This is a genomic window from Chloracidobacterium thermophilum B (assembly GCF_000226295.1).
Taxonomy (GTDB): domain Bacteria; phylum Acidobacteriota; class Blastocatellia; order Chloracidobacteriales; family Chloracidobacteriaceae; genus Chloracidobacterium; species Chloracidobacterium thermophilum.
In genome coordinates this window covers 908,922-928,709 of record NC_016025.1, presented here as the reverse complement: position 1 = coordinate 928,709, position 19,788 = coordinate 908,922, and the positions used below count along the sequence as shown (strand labels likewise).

The following is a 19,788-nucleotide window of genomic DNA, read 5'->3' as shown; positions in this document are numbered from 1 at the left end:
AAACGCTTTACTCAGGAAAGGAGCTTCGGCGTCAATGTCCATATCCCAGCGTTTGCCCGTTACCGTGTTGTCCGGTTTCCTTGGAGCCGGGAAAACCACCCTGCTCAACCACATCCTGCAAAACCGCGAGGGAAAGCGTGTGGCGGTCATCGTCAATGACATGAGCGAGGTCAACATAGACGCACAACTCGTCGCCCAGGGTGGAGCCGCGCTCAACCGGGTCGAGGAAAAGCTCGTCGAAATGTCGAACGGCTGCATCTGCTGTACGCTGCGGGAAGACCTGCTCGTGGAAGTCGGAAAGCTGGCGCGGGAAGGACGGTTTGATTACCTGCTCATCGAGTCCACCGGCATTTCTGAACCCCTGCCCGTGGCAGAAACTTTTACGTTTACCGATGCGTCCGGGAACAGCCTGTCGGACATCACCCGTCTCGACACCATGGTGACGGTCGTGGATGCCCGGAACTTTCTGCACGACTACCAGGCGGCACAAAGCCTTGCTGAACGCCAGCTTGAAGTTGGCCCGGAAGATGACCGGACCATTGCCGATCTGCTCATCGAACAGGTCGAGTTTGCCGATGTCCTGCTCATCAACAAGGCTGACCTTGTGACCCCGGAGGAACTGGCCCGGTTGCGGGGCATCCTGCGGCGTCTCAACCCGGAAGCCCGTCTGCTGGACTGCCGGTTTGGTGTCGTGCCGCTGACAGAAGTGCTTGGGACAGGACGCTTCAGCTTTGAGCGCGCCAGTCAGTCCGCCGGCTGGCTCAGGGAGTTACGTGGCGAGCATCCGCCGGAAACCGAGACCTACGGCATATCCAGCTTTGTCTATCGGCGGCGGCGTCCGTTTCATCCCGAACGGCTGTGGGCGTTTTTCCACGGTGAAACTGACGGTCAGGAGTGGCACGGGGTGTTACGGTCAAAGGGCTTTTTCTGGCTGGCCACCCGCATGGCTATGGTAGGTGTCTGGAGTCAGGCCGGCGGAGCCTGTCGGATCGAACCCGGCGGTTACTGGTGGGCCACCCAACCGGAGAGCGAATGGGGCGTGGATGATGCCATGCGTGCCGAAATCCGCTCCCTTTTCGAGGGCCTCTTCGGCGACCGACGCCAGGAACTGGTTTTCATTGGCGACCGGCGGATGAACCGGGAGGCCATTGAAGCCGCCCTTGACGCCTGTCTGCTGACCGACACCGAAGCCGAACGGGGTCTGGCCGCCTGGGCAAGGTTGCCTGATCCGTTTGGCGACTGGGAACTCACCGCTGCCGATGTCAACTAGTCGGCAGCCCCGGTCACATTGAGCACACAACCAGACTGGCACACTTTGGACGCCATTCTCGCTTGTAGGGGTGAGCGGTCTCCGGGGGGAGTGGTTCTGCCCCCGGCCGCGCAAGTTCACAGACAAGGAGCATGGCCATGCGTTGCCTCCGGGTTTTCGCGCCGCTTCCCGTTGGGAGAAGGTTTTCCCCGTGGTGGTTTTCAGTTCGTCTCGGTGTGCTGTTCACGGTTCTGTGCTTTCTCAGTCTCCACGCCGGTCAACCCGTTGCCGGTGTTACGCCACAGGACCTGCCCGCTCTGAATGAAGTCGGGCGGGCTGTTCTGAACTGGGATGGCCAGTCTCCGGTGACGCTGTCCGAGCGCATCCGGCAGCTCGTGCCCAATGTACCTGTGATTGATACCCTGCGCGCACTCAACCTGGCACAGCAGCGGGGACAACTCGCGGAGGACATACGGCAGCAGTTTGCCCAAATCGAGGTCAAACAGCGCACTTACCAGGGCAAAGTCCGCCAGGCCATTCTGGAAGGCCGCCAGAGGGCCTTGCGCTCATGGGTTGGGACTCCCCAGGGGCGCAGCCTGAGTGCCATTGGCGACTCTGGTTCGTGGCCCGATTCCAACCAGCCGGTCAATGTGGGGAGCGACTTTGATTTCACCATCTTTGGGGCGGATGTGGAGGTCAACCGTCAGGTCCGCGATGCCTGCGGCGCTGCCATTCTGGAGACGCTGGGGGCGCAGGGGTTTCAACTCCGGGATTTCGATGTCGTCGTCACGGCCGAGGGAGCGGAAGTCGAATCCCATGTGTTTGAAACCCAGGGCGGGATTGACTGGGCCAGACGTAATCTCAAAAGGATTGAACTCATCTACCCCGATGGCAAAACGCGCACCATCGAACTGTGGCGTGGCGACCCGGCCGGCGAGTTGGCCTATGCCTCGATGATGGCCCGGTTGCGCCATGAAGCCGCCCGCAACGGCGATTATGACCGGATGTTTGATGCGCGTGGGTTTTTACGTGAGAGCGTCTTCAACGATACGGGCGGCGGGCAGGGACAGACGCTCTGGGAGCGCTACCGCCCGATCCTCGAAGGACTGGGCGTGGATTACTTCCGCAGCCAGACTTCGACGGCACCCGGCGGTTGCCTGGACATGGCCCGCCACCTGCGCCTGGAGGTGCTCGATGTGCCCCACCTGAATGCCAGGACGCGGCTCAAGCGGATGCTCAAGTACCTGCCCCGCGCCCACACGCTGGCACAGGCCGCACCGGGGGTCAGGCAACTCATTGCCGATGATCCGCTGCTCTCCGATCCAGCCTACACCTCGCTGCTGAGCCTGGCCCGCGCCGTTGAGAAAGCCACGCCGGCCGAACTCGACATCCTGCTCAGACAGCATTTCGGCAATTACCCGGACGCCGGTTTGCAGGAACTCGGCAACCGGCTGACGGAGATGATCCTGCGGTATTCGGAAGTCGCCTACCAGGCCGAGATTGACCGCATCACCTGGAGGAGCCAACCCCGGAACGCCGCCGGCAAGCCCTCGACCGGCTGGAAAATGATTTTCGGATCGTCGAGGGCATGGGGGGGGGCAGCTATGCCGAGCATGCCCGGGCCGCCCGGCAAACCATCGAAAAGGTACGCCAGGCTGAAGCGGACGGCACGATAGATGCCCTGCGCCAGCAGCGCCTTGCCCTGGAAAGGATTCGCCAGGCCGAAGCAGGGAAAAAGAACCGTCTGAAAGAGCTTCTGGAACTCACCGAACTGGGGCAGGAACTGCTCAAGCGGGCCGGTCAGATGCTGGACATCGGGCGCATCTTTCCACCGGCCGAGGGGCGCTACCGAAGCGGCACAGTTGATCTGTTGACCGAGATCGGCACTTCGGCGCGGGCCCAAGGGCTGAAGGTGGTGGATTATCTGGGGTCAGCGTCCATGTGGGCCGGTGTACTGAACAGCATCACCACCGCGCAAAGCGATGTCGAACTCGTCATGGCGCTGAGCCGGACCCTCGTGGAAAACACCTTTTTCGGGATGGTCTTCCAATCGCTGTACGCCTTCAAACAGGGTGACAACGCGGCTTTTCTCCGGGCCGTGATGTATCTGCTCGTGCCTGAAACGGCGCTGCCGGCGCTGGTCGAAGCCCTCGGCGAAACGGTCATCACCTTGGGGGCACAGACGCTGTTCGACCAGCAACTCGACCGCCTCTACGCCGCCAGTCGTTTTGACGACCAGGCACGACTGGTTGATCTGGGGGGGCTGGATGTCGGCGGGGTGCCCGGCGCACGCCAGTTTGTGGACGCCATGTGTGACGGAGAAGCCGAAGCCGTGGCGCAGGATTTCATCCGCCGCTCAACGGCGACGGACTTCGGTTCGGGCGCCAATCGCCTGGCCATTCTGGCGCTGGCCAGAGCCATTCAGGCCACCGTCAACCAGGGGCGGCCGGGACTGTTTACCCAGGATGGCCCACTGATGCGGGCCTGTGCCGGAACTCGCAAGGTCAATGAGGACCTCACTGACCTGGGCAAAATGTGGGGCGTGAATCTGCCCCAGGATGCGACCACGGCGGAAGCGTGGGCGTCGTCTCTTGACCGGGGACAGCGCCGGGCGCTCGATACCCTCCTGGCGGCCCGTGAGTCGTGGCGGCAACAGGCCCGGCAAGCCACGGCCGAAGCCATTGTGCGTACCTTTGAAGAACGCCGGGCCGCCGAACTGGCGCTGGATACCGACCGTGGCCGGAAGGCCGTCGAGCAATATGAACGGCTGCAAACCGTTTTCAGGGCACTGGAAATCACGGCGGAAGGGACGCGGTCGCTGGAGGCGGAAGGCGCACCCTATAGCGTCATCAAGGGGTGGCTGATGTCTGACCGGGAGAAACAGGTCGCCGCCGTCAAAGCCATCCAGAAGTTTCTTCGTGTGTACGAAGGTGTTGTGCAGGCGCGGGAAGCCATTGAAGGCGCCATGATCAGCCGGTTGGGCCGGGTCGTCCGACCACGGCCCCTGACGCGCTCGCTGCCGTTGACCGCCAAGCCCGAACTCGATGCCGACCTGCTCCGGCGCTATCTCACCGATATTGCCAGGGCGGAAGCTTCGGCGACGCATGACCTGGAAACCATCAAGCGGGCCAAACTCGAAGGATGGGCTTGTTTTGACCCGCAAGCCCGCGGTCATCAAAGGCCCCTACGGGTGGGAGAGCCGTGTGACGGCCACCGTCCAGGCCTACATTGAGCCGGTGTCCACAACCGATGAACTACAACATCCGCAGGCTATCCGCGCCTGGGCGGAAAAAATGTTGAAGGACCGTCCGCAGGGCGACGTGCCTTCTGACATGGCGGTTGGGCTATTCAAAGGCGGCGGCATCGAAGGGGTCAGCAGTTTGAAAATTGGCGCATTTGACGGGGCGCTGGCGGATTTTGCCGTCTGGATACGCCGTGGGTCGTGGGGCTCTGGATACACCGGTTCTTACTTGGGAGCGAGTGGGCGGGGGCAGGCCATTGGCAAACCGGGGCGCCTGGTCGTCAGTTACAGTGTCAGCGGCGGCGGTTGCTGGGACAACAGCGACCGCGCCTACCTGGTGCGACAGGTTGAGGCCGCCCAGCGCGAAGCGAAAGCCATCATTGCCAGTTTACCGGGCTTCCCCGCGAAAAGCCCCTCCCTTCAGGGCGGGGATGGATAGCGAAGAATTGCTCCTGATATTCGTTCGGAAGATAGTGCATCATATCACCATGGCAACCGTAACCAAGACCCTCAAGCTCCCTTTCCTGCGCCTGAACCGGGTCAAGGCGGAAGAATTGGCGCGTCTTCAGTCCCGTAACACAGAGGTTGCCAATACGATCCTGGCGATGCCGAAACCAGAACGGCGCAAGCTCACTAGCGCAAGCTCACTAGCCGGTCGTTTGCCCAGATCGAGATCGGCAGCGCATGGATCAACCAGACCATCTGCAAAACCATAGCCCGCACCAGAGTCAAGCGATTCCGTTGCCTGCCTCTGGAAACCATTGACATACTCCCCTGCCTAAAGGCAGGGGATTCTTGTTCTTGGTTCTGCGAGCGCACTTACTTCATCAGGTTGCCCCTCTAAAGCAGCGGTGCATCTCTCCCCAAGCGTTCCCTCTTTCGAGGCAGTTCCCTTTTGCCCAAAGGTACTGTTTTGCCACTCCATTCCCAAGATGCTTAGTCCCTTCTTGAGGATGTTCAAAGCCGCATTCTGGTCTCTGTCTGATTCAAATCCACATTGAGGACAACTATGGGTTCTGGTGGATAGGGTTTTTACTACCATACGCCCACAGTTACTACAGTCCTGTGTGGTGTACTGCGGCGGTACGCTGACGACTGCCTTGTCCCACACCTTGCCGTAGTAGTCCAGCCACGCAGTGAATTGAGACCAGCCAGCATCATGAATGGATTTGGCAAGATGATGGTTCTTGACCAGGTTCTTCATCTGCAAGTCTTCGTACACCACGACATCGTGAGATGCTACCACGCACCGAGCTAACTTAATCACCCAGTCTTTACGCTGGCGTTGGACTTTCAGATGTGCTTTGCCTAGTCTTTTCTTTTGCTTGTGGTAGTTCTTGGATTGAGGTTTCGCCCCTTTCTTGAACTTCCTACTCAACCTGCGCTGGTGGCGCTTTAGCCGCTTCTCTGCTTTCCGCAGATACTTGGGACACTCTACAGGGTTGCCGTTCTGGTCGGTGTAGAAAGCCTGCAAGCCCAAGTCAATGCCAATCACATTGCCTGTGTATTCTCCCCGCTCTTTGCGCTCCACATCCAGGCAGAACTGGGCATAGTATCCATCTGCCCTGCGTATCACCCGCACCCGATTGATTTTGAAGCTTAGGATATGGTGTCTTGCCTCACCATTGCAGTACAAGGCGAATGTTCCTGCGTTGAAGCCGTCGGTGAACGTGATGGACATGCCGTCAGTAGACAGCTTCCAGCCGGACAGCTTGTACTCGACCGACCGACAGTTCTTCTTGAACTGCGGATAGCCTTTCTTGACCGCCTTGTTTCTGCAGTTGGTATAGAACCGAGAAATGGAAGCCCAAGCTCGCTCTGCACTTGCCTGCCTTGCCGCTGAGTTTAACTTCCTGGCAAAGTCAAACTCTTTGGCCAGGTCTTTGCAGTGGGCATAGAGAACAGCTTTGTTTACGCTCTTGTTGTCCATCCAGTACCGCACACATTTGTTTCTGACAAACTGTGCGGTACGGATGGCTTCATCCAGAGCCTGATACTGCTCTGCTGTCCCGTTGAGTAGCTTGGCTTCCATGACTCTCATACTGCTATTTTAGCACAGGTTTGGCTTGATAAAACAGCGTGCGCCTTATATCCCTGCCCTAAAGTGCAGGGCTTTACGGCGTTTTTTCGGTAAGTGACACCGCCGTACAAGCGGCGGCGTAGTGAGAAACGCAACTTCTCGCGACGGGCGGGAATCCCCCGCCTTCAGGCGGGAGAGGAGGTCAAGACGTACCACTGGAACCACGGCCGTGGCGCACGCCCCGGGACTGTGGGTTTGATGCAAAGCAGCGGAAGGATATACGGGCCGTGGCAGATGCGGGGGACGCCGGGGCAGGGTGGCGTGCCGAATGCGTACTGGGAATGTGCGCCGAATGTCGTCGTGCCGGCCGGGACATACACCATTGTGGACTCTGACCCGGCGACGTGGGCGCAGAACAGCGGGACTGGCGGCGCCGGGATGGCTGTGGTGAAGGGGTATCCGGCCGAAGCTGACGGTCGGACACCGCCGGCCAGTCCACCGGACAACCCACCCGGTGGCGGGAGACAGCAACCGCCGCCAACCAGCCCTCCGGTCAGTCCACCGAGTAGTCCTCCGGGTGGTGGGATGCGGCAACCTCCGCCTTCATCCCAGAAGGTAATTGAGGCCGTGTTCAAAAACGCTTCCAGTGATCCGGTCCATCTCTGTGTTGCCGGCGAAGCCTTCGGCCCTGAAAACCGCATTGGACCGGGTGAGACCCGTCGGGTACGGGTTACGATCCCGGCGGATGCCGAGCGTAGCGGCCGCATCAAGTTTGTTGCCGGGCGCAACGGGCAAGTCATCGCTACCGGTATGTGGGATTACGATCCCTCCGCTCCGTCACGGTATCCTGTGGTGACGTTTCCTGACGAGGACAATCCCTTCGCAAAGGGCAAGTTGGTCGTCACGACGGGCCTGCGCTAGGCGCGTCATACGCTCTCCGATGAAACCTGGCGGTGGGTCTCGGCTTATGGGGGCCGGCTCGCCGCCAAAATTTTTTCATCCGTTGGCATGCTCGCCGCCTGTTTTGCGCTTGAAGGGGTGAGGGGAAACCACTGCGACACGATGCCGTCATCGCCGTCCCCAAACCAGATAAAAGGAGCGCCTGCCATGGCCACCGCGACGTACACTTCACCAACCGTAACCAAAATCGTTTTGCGTCATGTCAGTGGTTCGCGGGTCAACCAGATTGAGGAATTTCCGCTGGCACACCTGAACGAACTGGAGATCGGGCGTGACGCCGCCTGCCGGGTTCGCTATGACCCCGACCGGGATGATCTCGTGGGGCGGCATCACGCCAAAATCAGCATCGAGGGAGGAGAGCATCCGGTCTTCACCCTGAAAGACCTGGGAAGTCGCAATGGGACGTACGTCAACCGGCAGCGAATTGCGGCGCCGGTTCGGCTCTATCCGGGCGATGTCGTACAGCTTGGCCCGGGTGGGCCGGAGTTCATCTTTGATCTTGAACCGCGTCCGCCGGAAGCCCCCCGTCCCACGCGCATTGCCGGTGAAGGGCTGGCTCCAGCGCCGCCCAAACCGACCCGGGTGGCCGATGTTCAGCCACCGGCTGCCATGGCGCCAGCCGCCATGGCTTCTCCAATGAAGCCCCCTGGGGGGCCGGCTGGCGCTCCGCCGCCTGCCACCTGGCAGCCGCCGGTTGCGGTGACGCCGGTTGCAGCAGGGGGTGGGATTGGCAAGGCGACGGTCGAACGCATGATTGGCCAGGCCAAAAGTGACAACCGGTTGACCATTGTGCTGGTGTCCTCCCTGGTGCTGCTCGTGGTGGCCGGGCTGGTCAGTTACCTTGGCTATCTGGGATACAAGCAGCAGCAGGTGAATACAAAAATTGTTGTTGCTGAGCAGGAAACCCAACGGGGCAAACAGCAGGCGGAAGCAGCCCGCTCGGAGGTTGAGCGTCAAAAAGTTGAGCGTCAAAAATTGGATACCCCTCTCGATGCCAGCGCCATTGCCGCGGCGAACTCGGCTTCCGTGGTGTATCTCGAAGTTGGCTGGAAGCTGATCTACACCCCAACCGGACAACAGTTGTACCACCGCTTCCAGGACGGTTTGCCGCTGTTTGTACGCCTTCAAGACGGCACGATTGAACCGTGGTTGACCACGGATTCGAAGGGCAACCGCCCGATTGGCGGCGAACACACGGGCACGGGGTTTGTCGTGAGTGAGGATGGTTTCCTGCTCACCAACCGGCATGTGGCCGCGAGCTGGAAGTCGCGCTATGAGTTTCCAGATGCCACTGGCATGGTCTTCGATGTGGGTAGCGGCAATTGCACCTTTCTGGCGACCCTGCCGGAGTGGGTGCCCAGCGAGACGAAGCAGGCCGGAGGGAAGTTTCTCCAGGGTGGCTTCGAGGGACGCAACGACTACCTCTACGTGACCTTTGCCAACAAGACGCAGCGGATTCTGGGCCAGCTTTCGGTGTCTTCCGACCGCCACGACGTAGCCCTGGTCAAGATCGGTGTCCCGGGGCGCATCAAGCCCGTCGAACTGTTTGACGGCTACGACAGCATCAAGCCCGGTGACAGCGTCACGGTCCTGGGGTATCCCGGACTGACGCCGAAGAAATACGGTGTCGTTGCTTCCAAAGACATCTTCAACCGTGAGGCGCAGACCAGAGTGGTGCCCCATGTCACCGTCAGTTCGGGCGTCATCAGCTCGCTGCTGCGCGATGACACCTCGACGACCATCGCCGGTCGGGACCGGATCGTGAGCGTCATGGGGGACAGCTATCAACTCTCCATCAACTCGACAGGTCCGGGCAACAGCGGCGGACCGGTTTTCGATAACCGTGGGCGCGTCATCGCCGTGTTCAATGCGGGCGCCGAGCGCGTCACCTACGCCGTGCCGATTCGGTATGCCCTGGAGTTGATGAACCCGGCCAGCCGGTAGGTGCTGCCAGAAGCCACGTGCGCTGGCAGAAAGGAGAGACGGCCATGACGCAAGGTGTTGGTGACATCCAGCTTTCCCAACCGACGCTGGGCGTTGCTCTGCTGAGCGATGTGGGTTGTCAGCGGAGCGTCAATGAAGATTTTGCGCTTTCGGAAGTGCCCCCGGCTGAAACGTCGGAAGCCGCGCACAAGGGGACGCTGGTGGTGGTTGCCGATGGTCTTGGCGGCCACGCGGGAGGGGAGGTGGCCAGCCGGATGGCGGCGGAAGTCATCCGCCAGGTCTATTACACCTCGCCAGCCGAGCCGGCTGAAGCCCTGCGGGAGGCTTTTGTCGAAGCCAACCATCTGATCTGGGAGACCGCCCGGCGACACCCCCTGCTGCGCGGCATGGGAACAACCTGTACGGCGCTGGCCATCCGGGCATGGGAAGCCTTTGCTGCCCACGTCGGGGATACCCGTCTCTACCTGATTCGGGGCGGGCGTATCTACCAGATGACCGAAGATGATTCAGAGGTCATGGAGTATGTCCGCCAGGGGCGCCTGTCACGCGAGGCTGCTGAGCGGCATCCGGAGAAAAACATCCTGCTCAAGGCGCTGGGCACAAGGCCCACCATCACGCCGGGTTTCTGGGAGCGCCCCTTACGGGTATCCGTTGGGGATCAGTTTTTGCTGGTGTCGGACGGCCTGCACGACCTTGTCACCGATGAGGAAATGTACGCCGTCCTGCTCGACGCGCCGCCGGACATCGCCTGTCAACGGTTGGTTGATCTCGCCAAAGCACGTGGCGGCCACGACAACATCACGGTCGGGGTGGTGTGGGCGGCCGGTTCAGAGGGGGCTGCGCAGCCAGTGGGAGCTGTCCCCCTGCGGCTGCGCGAGACCCGGGAAGTGAGGGTCGTCTCATGATCGGCAGTGTGATTGGCACTTATCGCGTCGAATCCTGCCTGGGGACGGGTGGCATGGGGACGGTCTATCGCGGTGTGGATGTCATGCTTGACCGTCCGGTGGCCATCAAGGTTCTCAAGCCGGAACTCGTCAACAACCTGCAACTCATCGAGCGGTTTCGTACCGAAGCCGTTCTGCTGGCGAAACTCAATCATCCCAACATTGCAACGCTGTATGGCTTTGTGCCGATTGGCCCGCAGCAGTTCGCCATGGTGATGGAGTTCCTGCCGGGACTGTCTCTCGATGCCTGGCTGCGACAGTACGGGGCCATGCCGCTGGGCCAGGCCGTTGTCGTGTTTTCCGGCATCCTCGATGCCATCGGCCATGCCCATCAGCACGGCATCATTCACCGCGACCTCAAGCCGTCCAACGTCATGATGTTGCCGGATGGCACACCCAAGGTCATGGATTTTGGCATTGCCCGCGCCATGGGAAGCAGCCACCAGACACGGGTCGGCGCCATTGTGGGCACGCTCGAATACATGTCGCCCGAACAAATCCAGGGCAAGGAAGCCGATGCCTGCAGCGACATCTATGCGCTGGGGATTCTGCTTTACGAAATGCTGACCGGGCGCGTGCCCTTCGTTGCCGACAGTGAGTACGCCCTGCTTCAGGCACACATCCACAATCCCCCGCCGCCGCCACAGGTGTTGACGCCGACCATCCCGGAAACCGTCGCTCAGGTGGTCCTGCATGCCCTGGAGAAAGACCCGCTGCGGCGTTTCCAGACGGCGGAAGAATTCAAGCTGGCCCTGTCGCTGGCTGCTGCGCCGGGCCTCGCTTCAGTTCCTGCCCACCTGCGAGTGGCCGTTCAACTTCCACACGCGCCGCCGCCCGTAACACCCGTGGCGCCTGTGGCCGCACCTTTCACGCCGCCGGCCAGGGCCATACCGTCTGTGGCCAACCCCACCCTGCCACGTCCGGCGTTGAAGCCAACCGAACCGCCGTGGCGCAAGGTGCTCACCTGGAGCCTGGCCGGCTTTGCCGTCTTTGCGTTTCTGCTGGCGATGCTGGCTTATGTCTGGGTGCACCACCACCCGGCCACGCCACCGACAGGCAGCGTGACGACACCGCCTCTGCCGCCAGACAGGGAATCAGCTTCTTCCCAGATACCTGCTGCGACATCGCCGGTATCCATCGAGGAACGGCCGACCACGGTTCCGGAAACTGATCCAGAGAACATTCAGACCTTGCCACCACCCAGAGCGCCGGTTGGCTCGACCCCGGCAACACCACCATCGGTGGTTCCGCCACCGGTGGCATCCGACCGGGCGACGGCGCCGGAAGAGTCCAGGGAAAAGCCATCGCCGAAACGCAGGGACAAAGACCGCGCCGTGGTAAGTGAGCGCGAACGCCGCCGCCGCGAGGCCCTCAAAGCCCTCGACCAGTGACGGCGCACTGACCAGGAGAAAGTGAGGTGGACGATGAACCGCAGAAGAGGACCTTCCCGGTCGTGGACTTTCTTCGTCTTTATGATCGTTCTTCCCCTCATCCTGAGTTGGCAGTTCTCCAGCTCCGAGATGCTTCTCGTTGCGGGCCAAGCGCCCCAGGCTGCCAAACAGAAACCGGGGCGACAAACCACTGCCCGCGCCAAGCGTCCGATTCGCTTGCCCGGTTTGACACAGGCCCTCCGCATCAATGGCCTGTCAACGGCAGAGATTATCCGTGAGATTGAACGGCGCGGGGTTGATTTCGAGCTTACAGACGAGAACGAGCAGGCATTGCTGGCCGCCGGTGCCACGCCCGAAATTATCGAGGCTGTACGCCTCAACTAGCGTGGCATCCTTGCAGACCCGGTTGGCATGTACGAGAACGATACCCAGTCCAATGCCACGGCGACGAACAACAACGCATCGTCCTGGAAACAGGATGCTGAGTCGTCAGTCAACACGCCGCCGCCCCCAACTCCAGGGCCGGACTATGATGACATTTTCGACCAGGGGGTGGCGGCCCTGCGCAGTGAGCAGGCCGATCTGGCCCTGACCCACTTCACAACGGCCGCCAGCTTGAATCCTTCCGACCCGCGTGCCTTCTCGATGCTGGGGATGACCTGTCTTTACTGGAAGCCGGACCTCGCAATGGCTGAACGCCACATGCGGCGCGCCATCGAGTTGGGCGGCAGTGCCGCATTACGGGTAGCCCACGACCACGATGGTTTCTTCACCAGCGTTTGCTTTGGCTCCCTGTTCATCACTTCCCAGGATGTGACCTTCCGGGCGGATGATGGCCAACATACCTTTGCCGCCACCCGCGACAGCATCAGGGAATTCAAACTCAACGCCTTCGTCGGGTCGGAATACGGCGCTTTTCACATCAAGGTGCGCACGGGTCAGAACCAGACCAAAAACTTCAACTTTGCTCCCCGGACACAGCAGCGTTCTGAATCAGAGCTGGCTATCCGGCTCTACAACGCCGCCGGCCTGACGCGCCTCCCGCCCTCCAGAGACTAGCCTCCTCCAACCGTGTGTGGTGAAATCAAAACATCACCACACACGTATTGGGTCAGTCTGTCACGAGGGGATTACCTGCCGGCAGAAGCCAAAGGGCGCCAACCCGGCAGAGGGTTCCGGCCGTGAACGTGCCATAACGGGCGCGCAAGCGCTGCTGTCAAACCCTCAACCTGTGACTTCTGACTGACCGGGAAGAAGAGAGGTTGGGGGAGCGATGAACCACAAAAAGAGCACTTCCCGGTTGTGGGTCTGCCTTGTCTTTCTGGCTTTTCCAGTACTGACGCTGAGTGGGCAACCGTCGGTTTCCGGGAAAAACCTGGCTTCTGAACGGTTGCGCCAGACCGTCAAACAGAAAACCAGACGACAAACCGCCGGTATCGGACATCCCATGCGCCTGGTTGGGCGGGCAGAATGTTTTTCCCTCAACCACCCAAGCTGCAAAGGCGTTGCCCCACCCCACAACTGGAGGTCCTCCGACAACCCCCCGCAGGACCCGGCGCAGAATACGCCGCCTTCTGATGCCTGGGCGCCGGAGTATGAACCTCTCCTGAAGCAGGGCATGGAGGCCCTGTGGAGAAATGAACCGGATAAGGCAGAGCGTCTCCTGACAAAAGCGGCCGATCTGGAACCTTCCGGTCCCTACGCCTTCTCACTGTTGGGAATAACCTATCTGTACTGGAAAGACCAGTTGGGTGCTGCCGAGTACTGCATGCGCGAGGCCATCAAGCGGGGGGGAAGTGCCGTGTTCCGGGTCTTTCATGACCACGACGGCCTCTTTGTACGCAACTGTACCGGCTATCTGCATATCAGCGCCGACGGCGTGGCCTTCCAGGCCGACGATGGCCAACATACCTTTACCGCTGACCACAACAGCATCCGGGAATTCCTCCCCAATGAGTTCGTCGGATCGGAATATGCCGCCTTCCATGTCAAGGTGCGTGACAGCCAGAAAAAGACGAAAAACTACAACTTCGCCCCCTGGACGAATCGGCATGCTGAAAAAGAACTTGCTCTGCGGGTCTATAGATTTGCCACGGGGATACAGCCCGCCACCCCATAGCCTTGACCTCCCAAAAACTGTGGGTGGTGAGCTTGAGACCTCACCACTCACGGGATTGACTCACGTCTGCCTGTTGCCAGGAACTTAGGATTGGCCGCGGGCAATCGCGTCAAACTGCGTCAAATTGTACTGCCGCATGAGGCTGTGCAGCTTGTTCGTGTATTCCGGGTCCGTGGCATACCCGGCGCGGTGAATTTCCGCTGCAAACCGGAAGGCATCGTGCGTGTGCCGCATGGCTTCGGCGTAGCGCGGGCTTTGGGTGAAGAGCCGCGCGTGGTCAGCAAACGACTCCTGCGGCGTGTGGTATTTGCGGAATTGTGCGTTCACGTAAACGTCACGCCCGTTGATGACTTCGCGCGTCCGCATCGTCACCGAGCCGGCCGGCCCCGTGCCCTTGATACCGAAAAAGTTATTTGCCTGGCGGGACAACTCTGAGCGGCCCCAGCCGCTTTCCAGAATGGCCTGGGCAATGGTGACGGAAGCTGGCACGCCGGTCTCCCGCTGGTTGCGGATGGCATCCGCCGCAATCGAATCAATGAAAGCATTGCCCGTGCGTGGAATCTGCCCGATGGGTGCACTCCCACCCACGCCGGAAGGCGGCGGGCCCGGATTGGGGGCTGGTGTTGGAGCCGGGCGCGGCGCTGGCGCTGGCGCGCTGGATGACGGCGGCAGGCGCAGTTCCTGACCGGGATAGATGAGGTTCGGATTGCGAATGTTGTTGAGCCGGACGAGTTCATCCACCGTTGTCCCGTGCCGCTGTGCAATTTGGGATAGCGTATCGCCGGGGCGTACCGTGTACGTCCGGGCCGGCAGGCGCAGTTCCTGACCGGGATAGATGAGGTTGGGATTGCGGATGTTGTTGAGCCGGACGAGTTCATCCACCGTCGTCCCGTGCCGCTGCGCAATCTGGGACAACGTATCGCCGGGGCGTACCGTGTAGGTGCTGCCACCACCCTGCACCCGTGCCAGGGCCTGGGTCAGTGCCTGCCGGGTCTGTGGCCCGTAAATGCCGTCCACGGTGATGCCAGCATCCCGCTGGAAGGCGCGCAGGGCGGCATCCGTCCGGGGACCGAAAACGCCAGGGCCGGTGTTGTAGGCGGCTTCGGTCATGTAGCCAAGCCGGATGAGGGATTGCTGAAGCGCGCGGACGGCTTCACCCCGGTCGCCCTGCCGCAGTGTGGCCTGTGGCAGCCCGGTTGTCGGAGGTGTTGTGCTGGGAGGTGTTGCCGGTGGCGGCGTTGGAGCTGGCGGTTGCGGGGTCGGTGTGGGGGCGGGCGATGAACCGCCGGCTGCACGTCCCCGGTCATTGACCCAGTATTCAACCGGCCGGCTTCCGAAGGTGTCGCGTACGTGGGCGTAGTTGACATTGGTCGAACCGGCCTGCGCAATGGCCGGGCCGCGCTCGTTGATGTTGCCCGGACGCACGATGGCCACGTGGCCAATCCCGCCTGGGTTCTTCCACCCGACCATCGTCGGGTGTCCCTCATTGGCCAATCGCTGGGCTTCTTCGGCGCTGACCCGCCGCCAGCCGTGCTGCGCGCCGTGCTGACGCAGCCAGTCCATGGTGGCATTGGCGTCGAGTTCACGGCTCTGGCTGTAGTTGTAAACAGTCGTCGGCTGACCGGTCCGTTTGTCCACCCAGTGCGGAATTTCAGCGCCCATGGCGCGGGTGACATCCCAGACAAAAATGTTGCAGAACGTGTCCTTGATGCCGTCGCCGCTGGAGTCACGGATGGCGTAGCGCGGGTTGTGCGCCACGGCAAACTGGTTGATGACGTTGTTGTAGGTCTCCGGTGTCCGGTGGTTGGGATCGCCTTTGAGCGGCGCATCAATCGGGCGCGCGGCATTGGTGTTCGTCGTCCCGGGTGCCGGGCGTGTGCCGTCGTAGATGAGGCCCGAAGTCAGCCGCGCGCGCGTCATGGCGCCGGCGGTGGAAAGTTCTGCCCGGCGTGTGGCGGCTTCCTGGGGTGTGGCCGTGGCAGCGCTGGTCGTCTGACGGCGTGCCGTTGTTGCCGGGGTTGTGGTTTGACGCGAGACGGGAGGTGGCGAGGAAACCTGCCGGGTACGAACAGACATAGCGCGAGCCTCTCTTTTCCGGGGTCGGGATTCCAGGGATTGCGGCCACATTCATGACCTTCTGACCTGGCAACCAGGTTATCGGGTGGCTTCGGCAGATGTTGCATCCATGTTGCCGAAAAACATGCTGATGTTCTCCAACAAGCCTTCGCTTCCGGCGTCGCTTTTGATGAATGCTGCTAGAAAAACCGGCGTGAGTGATGTACTTGTGAAGTGTGCTCCTCTTGAAGCTGAACGACTGACCAGGTTGTGTTGGCACTTGGGGACGGCCGGCTGGCTCCTGCTCTATGACGAAAGGAAAGCAACGGGAAGCTGCGGCCTGTGTGCGAAGTTTCGGGAATGCTACTGAAGAAACGAGGCTCCCCCTCTATGCCGGACTCCCTTGCCTGCCTTGCCTCCACCACGACCTTCGTCGAAGGGGATGTTTCTCCGCCGGACAGCAACCAGGCTGGCATCAATCAACTTGTGGAAGATGTCTATGCTGAGTTGCACCGTCTGGCGCACGCTCACATGCGGCGCGAACAGGGACTGCATACCCTGCAAACCACGGCGCTCGTTCACGAAACCTACCTGCAACTGGCCAAGTACAAGCACCTGAACCTTATCTAACCGACGGCTGTTTTTCGGTCTGGCCAGTCGGATCATGCGTCACATTCTGGTGGACTATGCCCGTAGTGCCAAAGCGGCCAAGCGTGGCGCGGACTGCCGTCTGGTATCGCTTCAGGAGATACCGGCAGTGGCCGGACTGCCAAGCGCGGACATTCTGGCCCTGCACGAGGCCCTGCTCCGCCTCGAAGCCCATGACCCAAAACTGGGGCAGGTACTTGAACTGCATGCCTTTGGCGGGCTGACCAACTTGGAAATTGCCGAGGCGCTGGGAGTGTCACTGCGCACCGTTAATCGGGAGTTGGCACTGGCCCGGGCCTGGTTACGGCGTTTCCTGTCCGTCAGTACGCCGGGTTCTGACGCTGAAGCCGCGGGCTGCCCGACGGCGGCCTGATTCGTCAGGTTTTCCCAAAAACAGAAGCAGGAGGTCATCCCCCCATGGCCACCGACTTGTCTGCTGATCGCTGGGCGCAGGTCAACGAAATCCTGCGCCAGGCGATAGAACTGCCTCCGGCGGCCCGCCGTGAGTTTGTGCAAACGGCCTGTGGCGGGTATCCGAGCCTGTGCCGGGAAGTGTTGGAGTTGCTTACGGCCTACGAGGCGGATGAGGCTTCGTGGAACTTTGGCTCTTCACCGCTGGTTGACCATGCTCTCCGCGCCCTGGCCGCCAGGCAAACCACGTCGGTTCTCGAAGATAAGGTTGGTCCCTACCGCATTCTCCACGAACTCGGCACCGGGGGCATGGGAACCGTCTATCTCGCCGTGCGGGATGACCTGGATTTTGAACAACGGGTCGCCATCAAAATCGGACACCAGTACGCCTTCAACCGCGACTTTTTGCAGCGCCGTCTGCGAACCGAACGGGCCATTCTCGCCCGCCTCGAACATCCGAACATTGCGCGCCTGCTGGACGGCGGAACAACCCGGAACGGGCTGCCCTTTTTCGTCATGGAGTACGTACCGGGCGTGCCCATTACCGCCTACTGCCAGCAGCGACAGCTCACGACGCGGCAACGGTTGGAAATGTTCCAGTCGGTGTGCCAGGCCGTGCATTACGCCCATCAGAATCTGGTCATCCACCGCGATCTCAAGCCGGGCAACATCCTCGTGACGGAGGACGGCATACCGAAGCTCATTGATTTTGGCATTGCCAAGCTGCTGGACGAGCAGACCTCCACAGCCGAAGCCCACACTGTCACCCGCCAGCGGGCGATGACCGTCCCTTATGCCAGCCCCGAACAGGTGCGCGGGGAAGCTGTGACCACGGCGACGGATGTCTATGCGCTGGGCGTCCTGCTGTATGAGCTGCTCACCGGCTGCCTGCCCTTTCATGTCGAGAAGGTCAGCGAAGGAAAGCCATCGTTGGAGTACCTCATTCAACAGGTCGAGCCGCCGCCGCCCAGCGTGGCGGTGCGGCAGCCGGAGAAGATGCTGAAACCGTCCGGTTCACCAGCCGAGGTCCGGCCGGCGTCCAGCCGGGAACTGGCCGGCGACCTGGATGCCATCGTCATGCGGGCCATGCACAAGGACCCACCGGCGCGGTACGCCTCAGCGGAACAGTTGGCCGCCGACATCGAGCACTATCTGCAGGGATGGCCCGTGCTGGCGCGCGGTGCGTCAGCGCGCTACCGGCTGCGGAAATTCCTGCATCGCCACCGGGTCACAGCCGGCCTCACGCTGGTGTTCATCACCGCGCTGGCCGTCACCACCGTCATTTCACTCCGGCAGGCCCATCTGTCCGCGCTGGCCGAGGAGCAGGCCAAACGGCAGTTTCAGGAAACGTGGTCGCTGGCGCGCTCGAACATCTTTGAGCTGCACGACGCCATCGAGCGCCTGCCCGGTTCGACTTCCGCCCGTGAGGTGCTGGTACAGCAGACGCTGATCTACCTTGACCGGCTGGGACAACAGGCCAGTTCCGATCCAAAATTTCAGCGCGAACTGGGACGCGCCTACATCCGCGTGGGTGAGGTTCAGGGGCGCCCCTACGCCGCCAACCTCGGCGACGTGCCCGGTGCGCTGAAAAGTTACGAAACCGGACGCCAGTGGCTGGAGAAAGCCTGCCAGTTGCAGGGAAATGACTTTGAGTGCCTGCGTGACCTGAGCATCAGCTATGAGCGGCTCGGTGAGCTGGTGCTGTATCGCAACCGGGACTTCACTGCCGCCCGTTTCCATCTCGACCGGGCAGCAACGCTCCGCGAGCGCTTGACCAGACTCCACCCGGAGCATCCCGAAGTCCGCTATCTCACGGCGACGCTGGCCATTGCCAATGGTGACTGGTATCACATGCAGGGCAACGCCATAGATGCCCTGAAGCACTTTGCCAGAGCTTACCGCCTGCTCGAACCGGTGGCCACGGGACCCGCCGCCACGCTGGCCTGTGAGCGGAAGCTGGCCGGTGTTCTTCAGCGCAAAGTGTATTGCCTGCTCAACCTGGGGACGTTTCTCAGGCACTCCGGGCTGCCGGCTGAAGCGCAGCGCGTGTACCAGCGGGCATGGGGCCTCCATCAACGCGCGCTGGCCCTGCGCCAAAAACTGTTGGCTTCGCAACCGACCTCGGTTGAACTCCGGCGCTCGGTTCTGGACAGCCTGGTGGATGAAGCCGAGATCAACGGCCGGCTCAGGCAATTTGCTGTCTCACGAAGGCAGTTTGAGACGGTCTTCCGGCAGTTTGAGGCTTTGGCATCGGAAGACCCCACGAACCGCGAACTGCTGCTGGACATCGTTTCTCTGCTGAGCCGCTTTGCCAATATGGAAGAAGACGCAGGCCATCCGGCGGAAGCTCTCGCGCAGTGGCAGCGTATCGAAGCCTATCGGCAAAAATTGCAGGAAGTCGGTTCTGTGGCAACGGAAGCTCAGGGGCTTCAGGCGGAAGTGCCCCTCAACCTGGCAAGATTGGCCGTGCAGTGCGATGCGTTGGCTGTCGGCTGGCAGGCGGTCCAACGGCTGGAAGCCATCATCCCCAACCTGCCGGATGACCTCCAGCGGGTGCGGTATTGGCGCACGCTCGTGGAAGCCTACCGACGCCTGGGCAATCCCGGCGCGTCCCTGGCGGCCAAAGCCCGGTTGGCGCAGTGGCTGGCGCAGTCCGGGACCGAAGGGGCATCGCCCGCGGTCCTTGGAACGGCGGCTGATCTGTACTCGATACGTCGCTGGGGCTGACCAATCCCCACCGGGCGCTGACGCTGCTGCGCACTCTGGCAGCATCTGACGCACCAGGGAAAGAAAGCATCCAGCCCTT

Annotated in this window: 16 protein-coding genes; 14 read left to right on the top strand and 2 right to left on the bottom strand. The window is 61.4% G+C overall.

Annotated features, from left to right (window positions below; all coding sequences use genetic code 11):
• The first annotated feature begins 34 nt into the window (after nucleotides 1–34).
• From zigA to CABTHER_RS14830, 4 genes are all read left to right on the top strand, one after another.
• Complete coding sequence (gene zigA, locus CABTHER_RS14845) at nucleotides 35–1,270, top strand: zinc metallochaperone GTPase ZigA (RefSeq protein ID WP_014101504.1); 1,236 nt, start codon at nucleotides 35–37, stop codon at nucleotides 1,268–1,270.
• Nucleotides 1,271–1,485: 215 nt separating this feature from the next.
• Nucleotides 1,486–2,925, top strand: coding sequence for a hypothetical protein (locus CABTHER_RS14840; RefSeq protein WP_014101503.1), 1,440 nt, complete (start codon nucleotides 1,486–1,488; stop codon nucleotides 2,923–2,925).
• Nucleotides 2,838–4,481, top strand: coding sequence for a hypothetical protein (locus tag CABTHER_RS14835; RefSeq protein ID WP_014101502.1), 1,644 nt, complete (start codon nucleotides 2,838–2,840; stop codon nucleotides 4,479–4,481). Before CABTHER_RS14840 ends, CABTHER_RS14835 begins: the two co-directional genes overlap by 88 nt.
• Nucleotides 4,453–4,929: a hypothetical protein gene (locus tag CABTHER_RS14830; RefSeq protein WP_014101501.1), complete on the top strand. Its 477-nt coding sequence runs from the start codon at nucleotides 4,453–4,455 to the stop codon at nucleotides 4,927–4,929. Before CABTHER_RS14835 ends, CABTHER_RS14830 begins: the two co-directional genes overlap by 29 nt.
• Nucleotides 4,930–5,268: 339 nt before the next feature.
• Here CABTHER_RS14830 and CABTHER_RS14825 read toward each other — a convergent pair whose 3' ends face one another.
• On the bottom strand, nucleotides 5,269–6,531 hold the full coding sequence (locus CABTHER_RS14825; protein WP_014101500.1) for an RNA-guided endonuclease InsQ/TnpB family protein: 1,263 nt from the start codon (nucleotides 6,529–6,531) through the stop codon (nucleotides 5,269–5,271).
• Between the two features lie 237 nt (nucleotides 6,532–6,768).
• Between CABTHER_RS14825 and CABTHER_RS14820 the strand changes: the two genes are divergently transcribed.
• From CABTHER_RS14820 to CABTHER_RS14790, 7 genes are all read left to right on the top strand, one after another.
• On the top strand, nucleotides 6,769–7,431 hold the full coding sequence (locus tag CABTHER_RS14820) for a hypothetical protein (protein WP_148264139.1): 663 nt from the start codon (nucleotides 6,769–6,771) through the stop codon (nucleotides 7,429–7,431).
• A 186-nt stretch (nucleotides 7,432–7,617) separates the two neighbouring features.
• Nucleotides 7,618–9,414: a trypsin-like peptidase domain-containing protein gene (locus CABTHER_RS14815; protein ID WP_014101497.1), complete on the top strand. Its 1,797-nt coding sequence runs from the start codon at nucleotides 7,618–7,620 to the stop codon at nucleotides 9,412–9,414.
• A 44-nt stretch (nucleotides 9,415–9,458) separates the two neighbouring features.
• A complete protein-coding gene (locus tag CABTHER_RS14810; RefSeq protein WP_014101496.1) occupies nucleotides 9,459–10,319 on the top strand; it encodes a PP2C family protein-serine/threonine phosphatase in 861 nt (286 codons plus the stop codon).
• Nucleotides 10,316–11,749 carry a serine/threonine protein kinase gene (locus CABTHER_RS16345; RefSeq protein ID WP_014101495.1) on the top strand — a complete coding sequence of 478 codons (1,434 nt, stop codon included), beginning with the start codon at nucleotides 10,316–10,318 and terminating at the stop codon, nucleotides 11,747–11,749. The genes CABTHER_RS14810 and CABTHER_RS16345 overlap by 4 nt, the downstream gene beginning before the upstream one ends.
• 81 nt (nucleotides 11,750–11,830) lie before the next feature.
• Nucleotides 11,831–12,133, top strand: coding sequence for a hypothetical protein (locus CABTHER_RS14800; RefSeq protein WP_014101494.1), 303 nt, complete (start codon nucleotides 11,831–11,833; stop codon nucleotides 12,131–12,133).
• Between the two features lie 27 nt (nucleotides 12,134–12,160).
• Nucleotides 12,161–12,808, top strand: a complete 648-nt coding sequence (locus CABTHER_RS14795) for a tetratricopeptide repeat protein (protein ID WP_014101493.1) — start codon at nucleotides 12,161–12,163, stop codon at nucleotides 12,806–12,808.
• A 214-nt stretch (nucleotides 12,809–13,022) separates the two neighbouring features.
• Entirely contained in the window at nucleotides 13,023–13,868 is an 846-nt protein-coding gene (locus CABTHER_RS14790) for a tetratricopeptide repeat protein (RefSeq protein ID WP_014101492.1), read from the top strand.
• An 84-nt stretch (nucleotides 13,869–13,952) separates the two neighbouring features.
• Here CABTHER_RS14790 and CABTHER_RS17160 read toward each other — a convergent pair whose 3' ends face one another.
• Entirely contained in the window at nucleotides 13,953–15,944 is a 1,992-nt protein-coding gene (locus tag CABTHER_RS17160; RefSeq protein ID WP_049787552.1) for a LysM peptidoglycan-binding domain-containing protein, read from the bottom strand.
• Between the two features lie 369 nt (nucleotides 15,945–16,313).
• Here CABTHER_RS17160 and CABTHER_RS17650 point away from each other — a divergent pair, with 369 nt between their 5' ends.
• Genes CABTHER_RS17650 through CABTHER_RS16325 form a run of 3 tightly spaced genes read left to right on the top strand, consistent with a single transcriptional unit; the run spans nucleotide 16,314 to nucleotide 19,709 of the window.
• A complete protein-coding gene (locus tag CABTHER_RS17650; RefSeq protein ID WP_014101489.1) occupies nucleotides 16,314–16,553 on the top strand; it encodes an ECF-type sigma factor in 240 nt (79 codons plus the stop codon).
• Between the two features lie 34 nt (nucleotides 16,554–16,587).
• Nucleotides 16,588–16,944, top strand: coding sequence for an ECF-type sigma factor (locus tag CABTHER_RS17645; RefSeq protein WP_014101488.1), 357 nt, complete (start codon nucleotides 16,588–16,590; stop codon nucleotides 16,942–16,944).
• 44 nt (nucleotides 16,945–16,988) lie between these two features.
• A complete protein-coding gene (locus CABTHER_RS16325; RefSeq protein ID WP_014101487.1) occupies nucleotides 16,989–19,709 on the top strand; it encodes a serine/threonine-protein kinase in 2,721 nt (906 codons plus the stop codon).
• Nucleotides 19,710–19,788 lie beyond the last annotated feature (79 nt).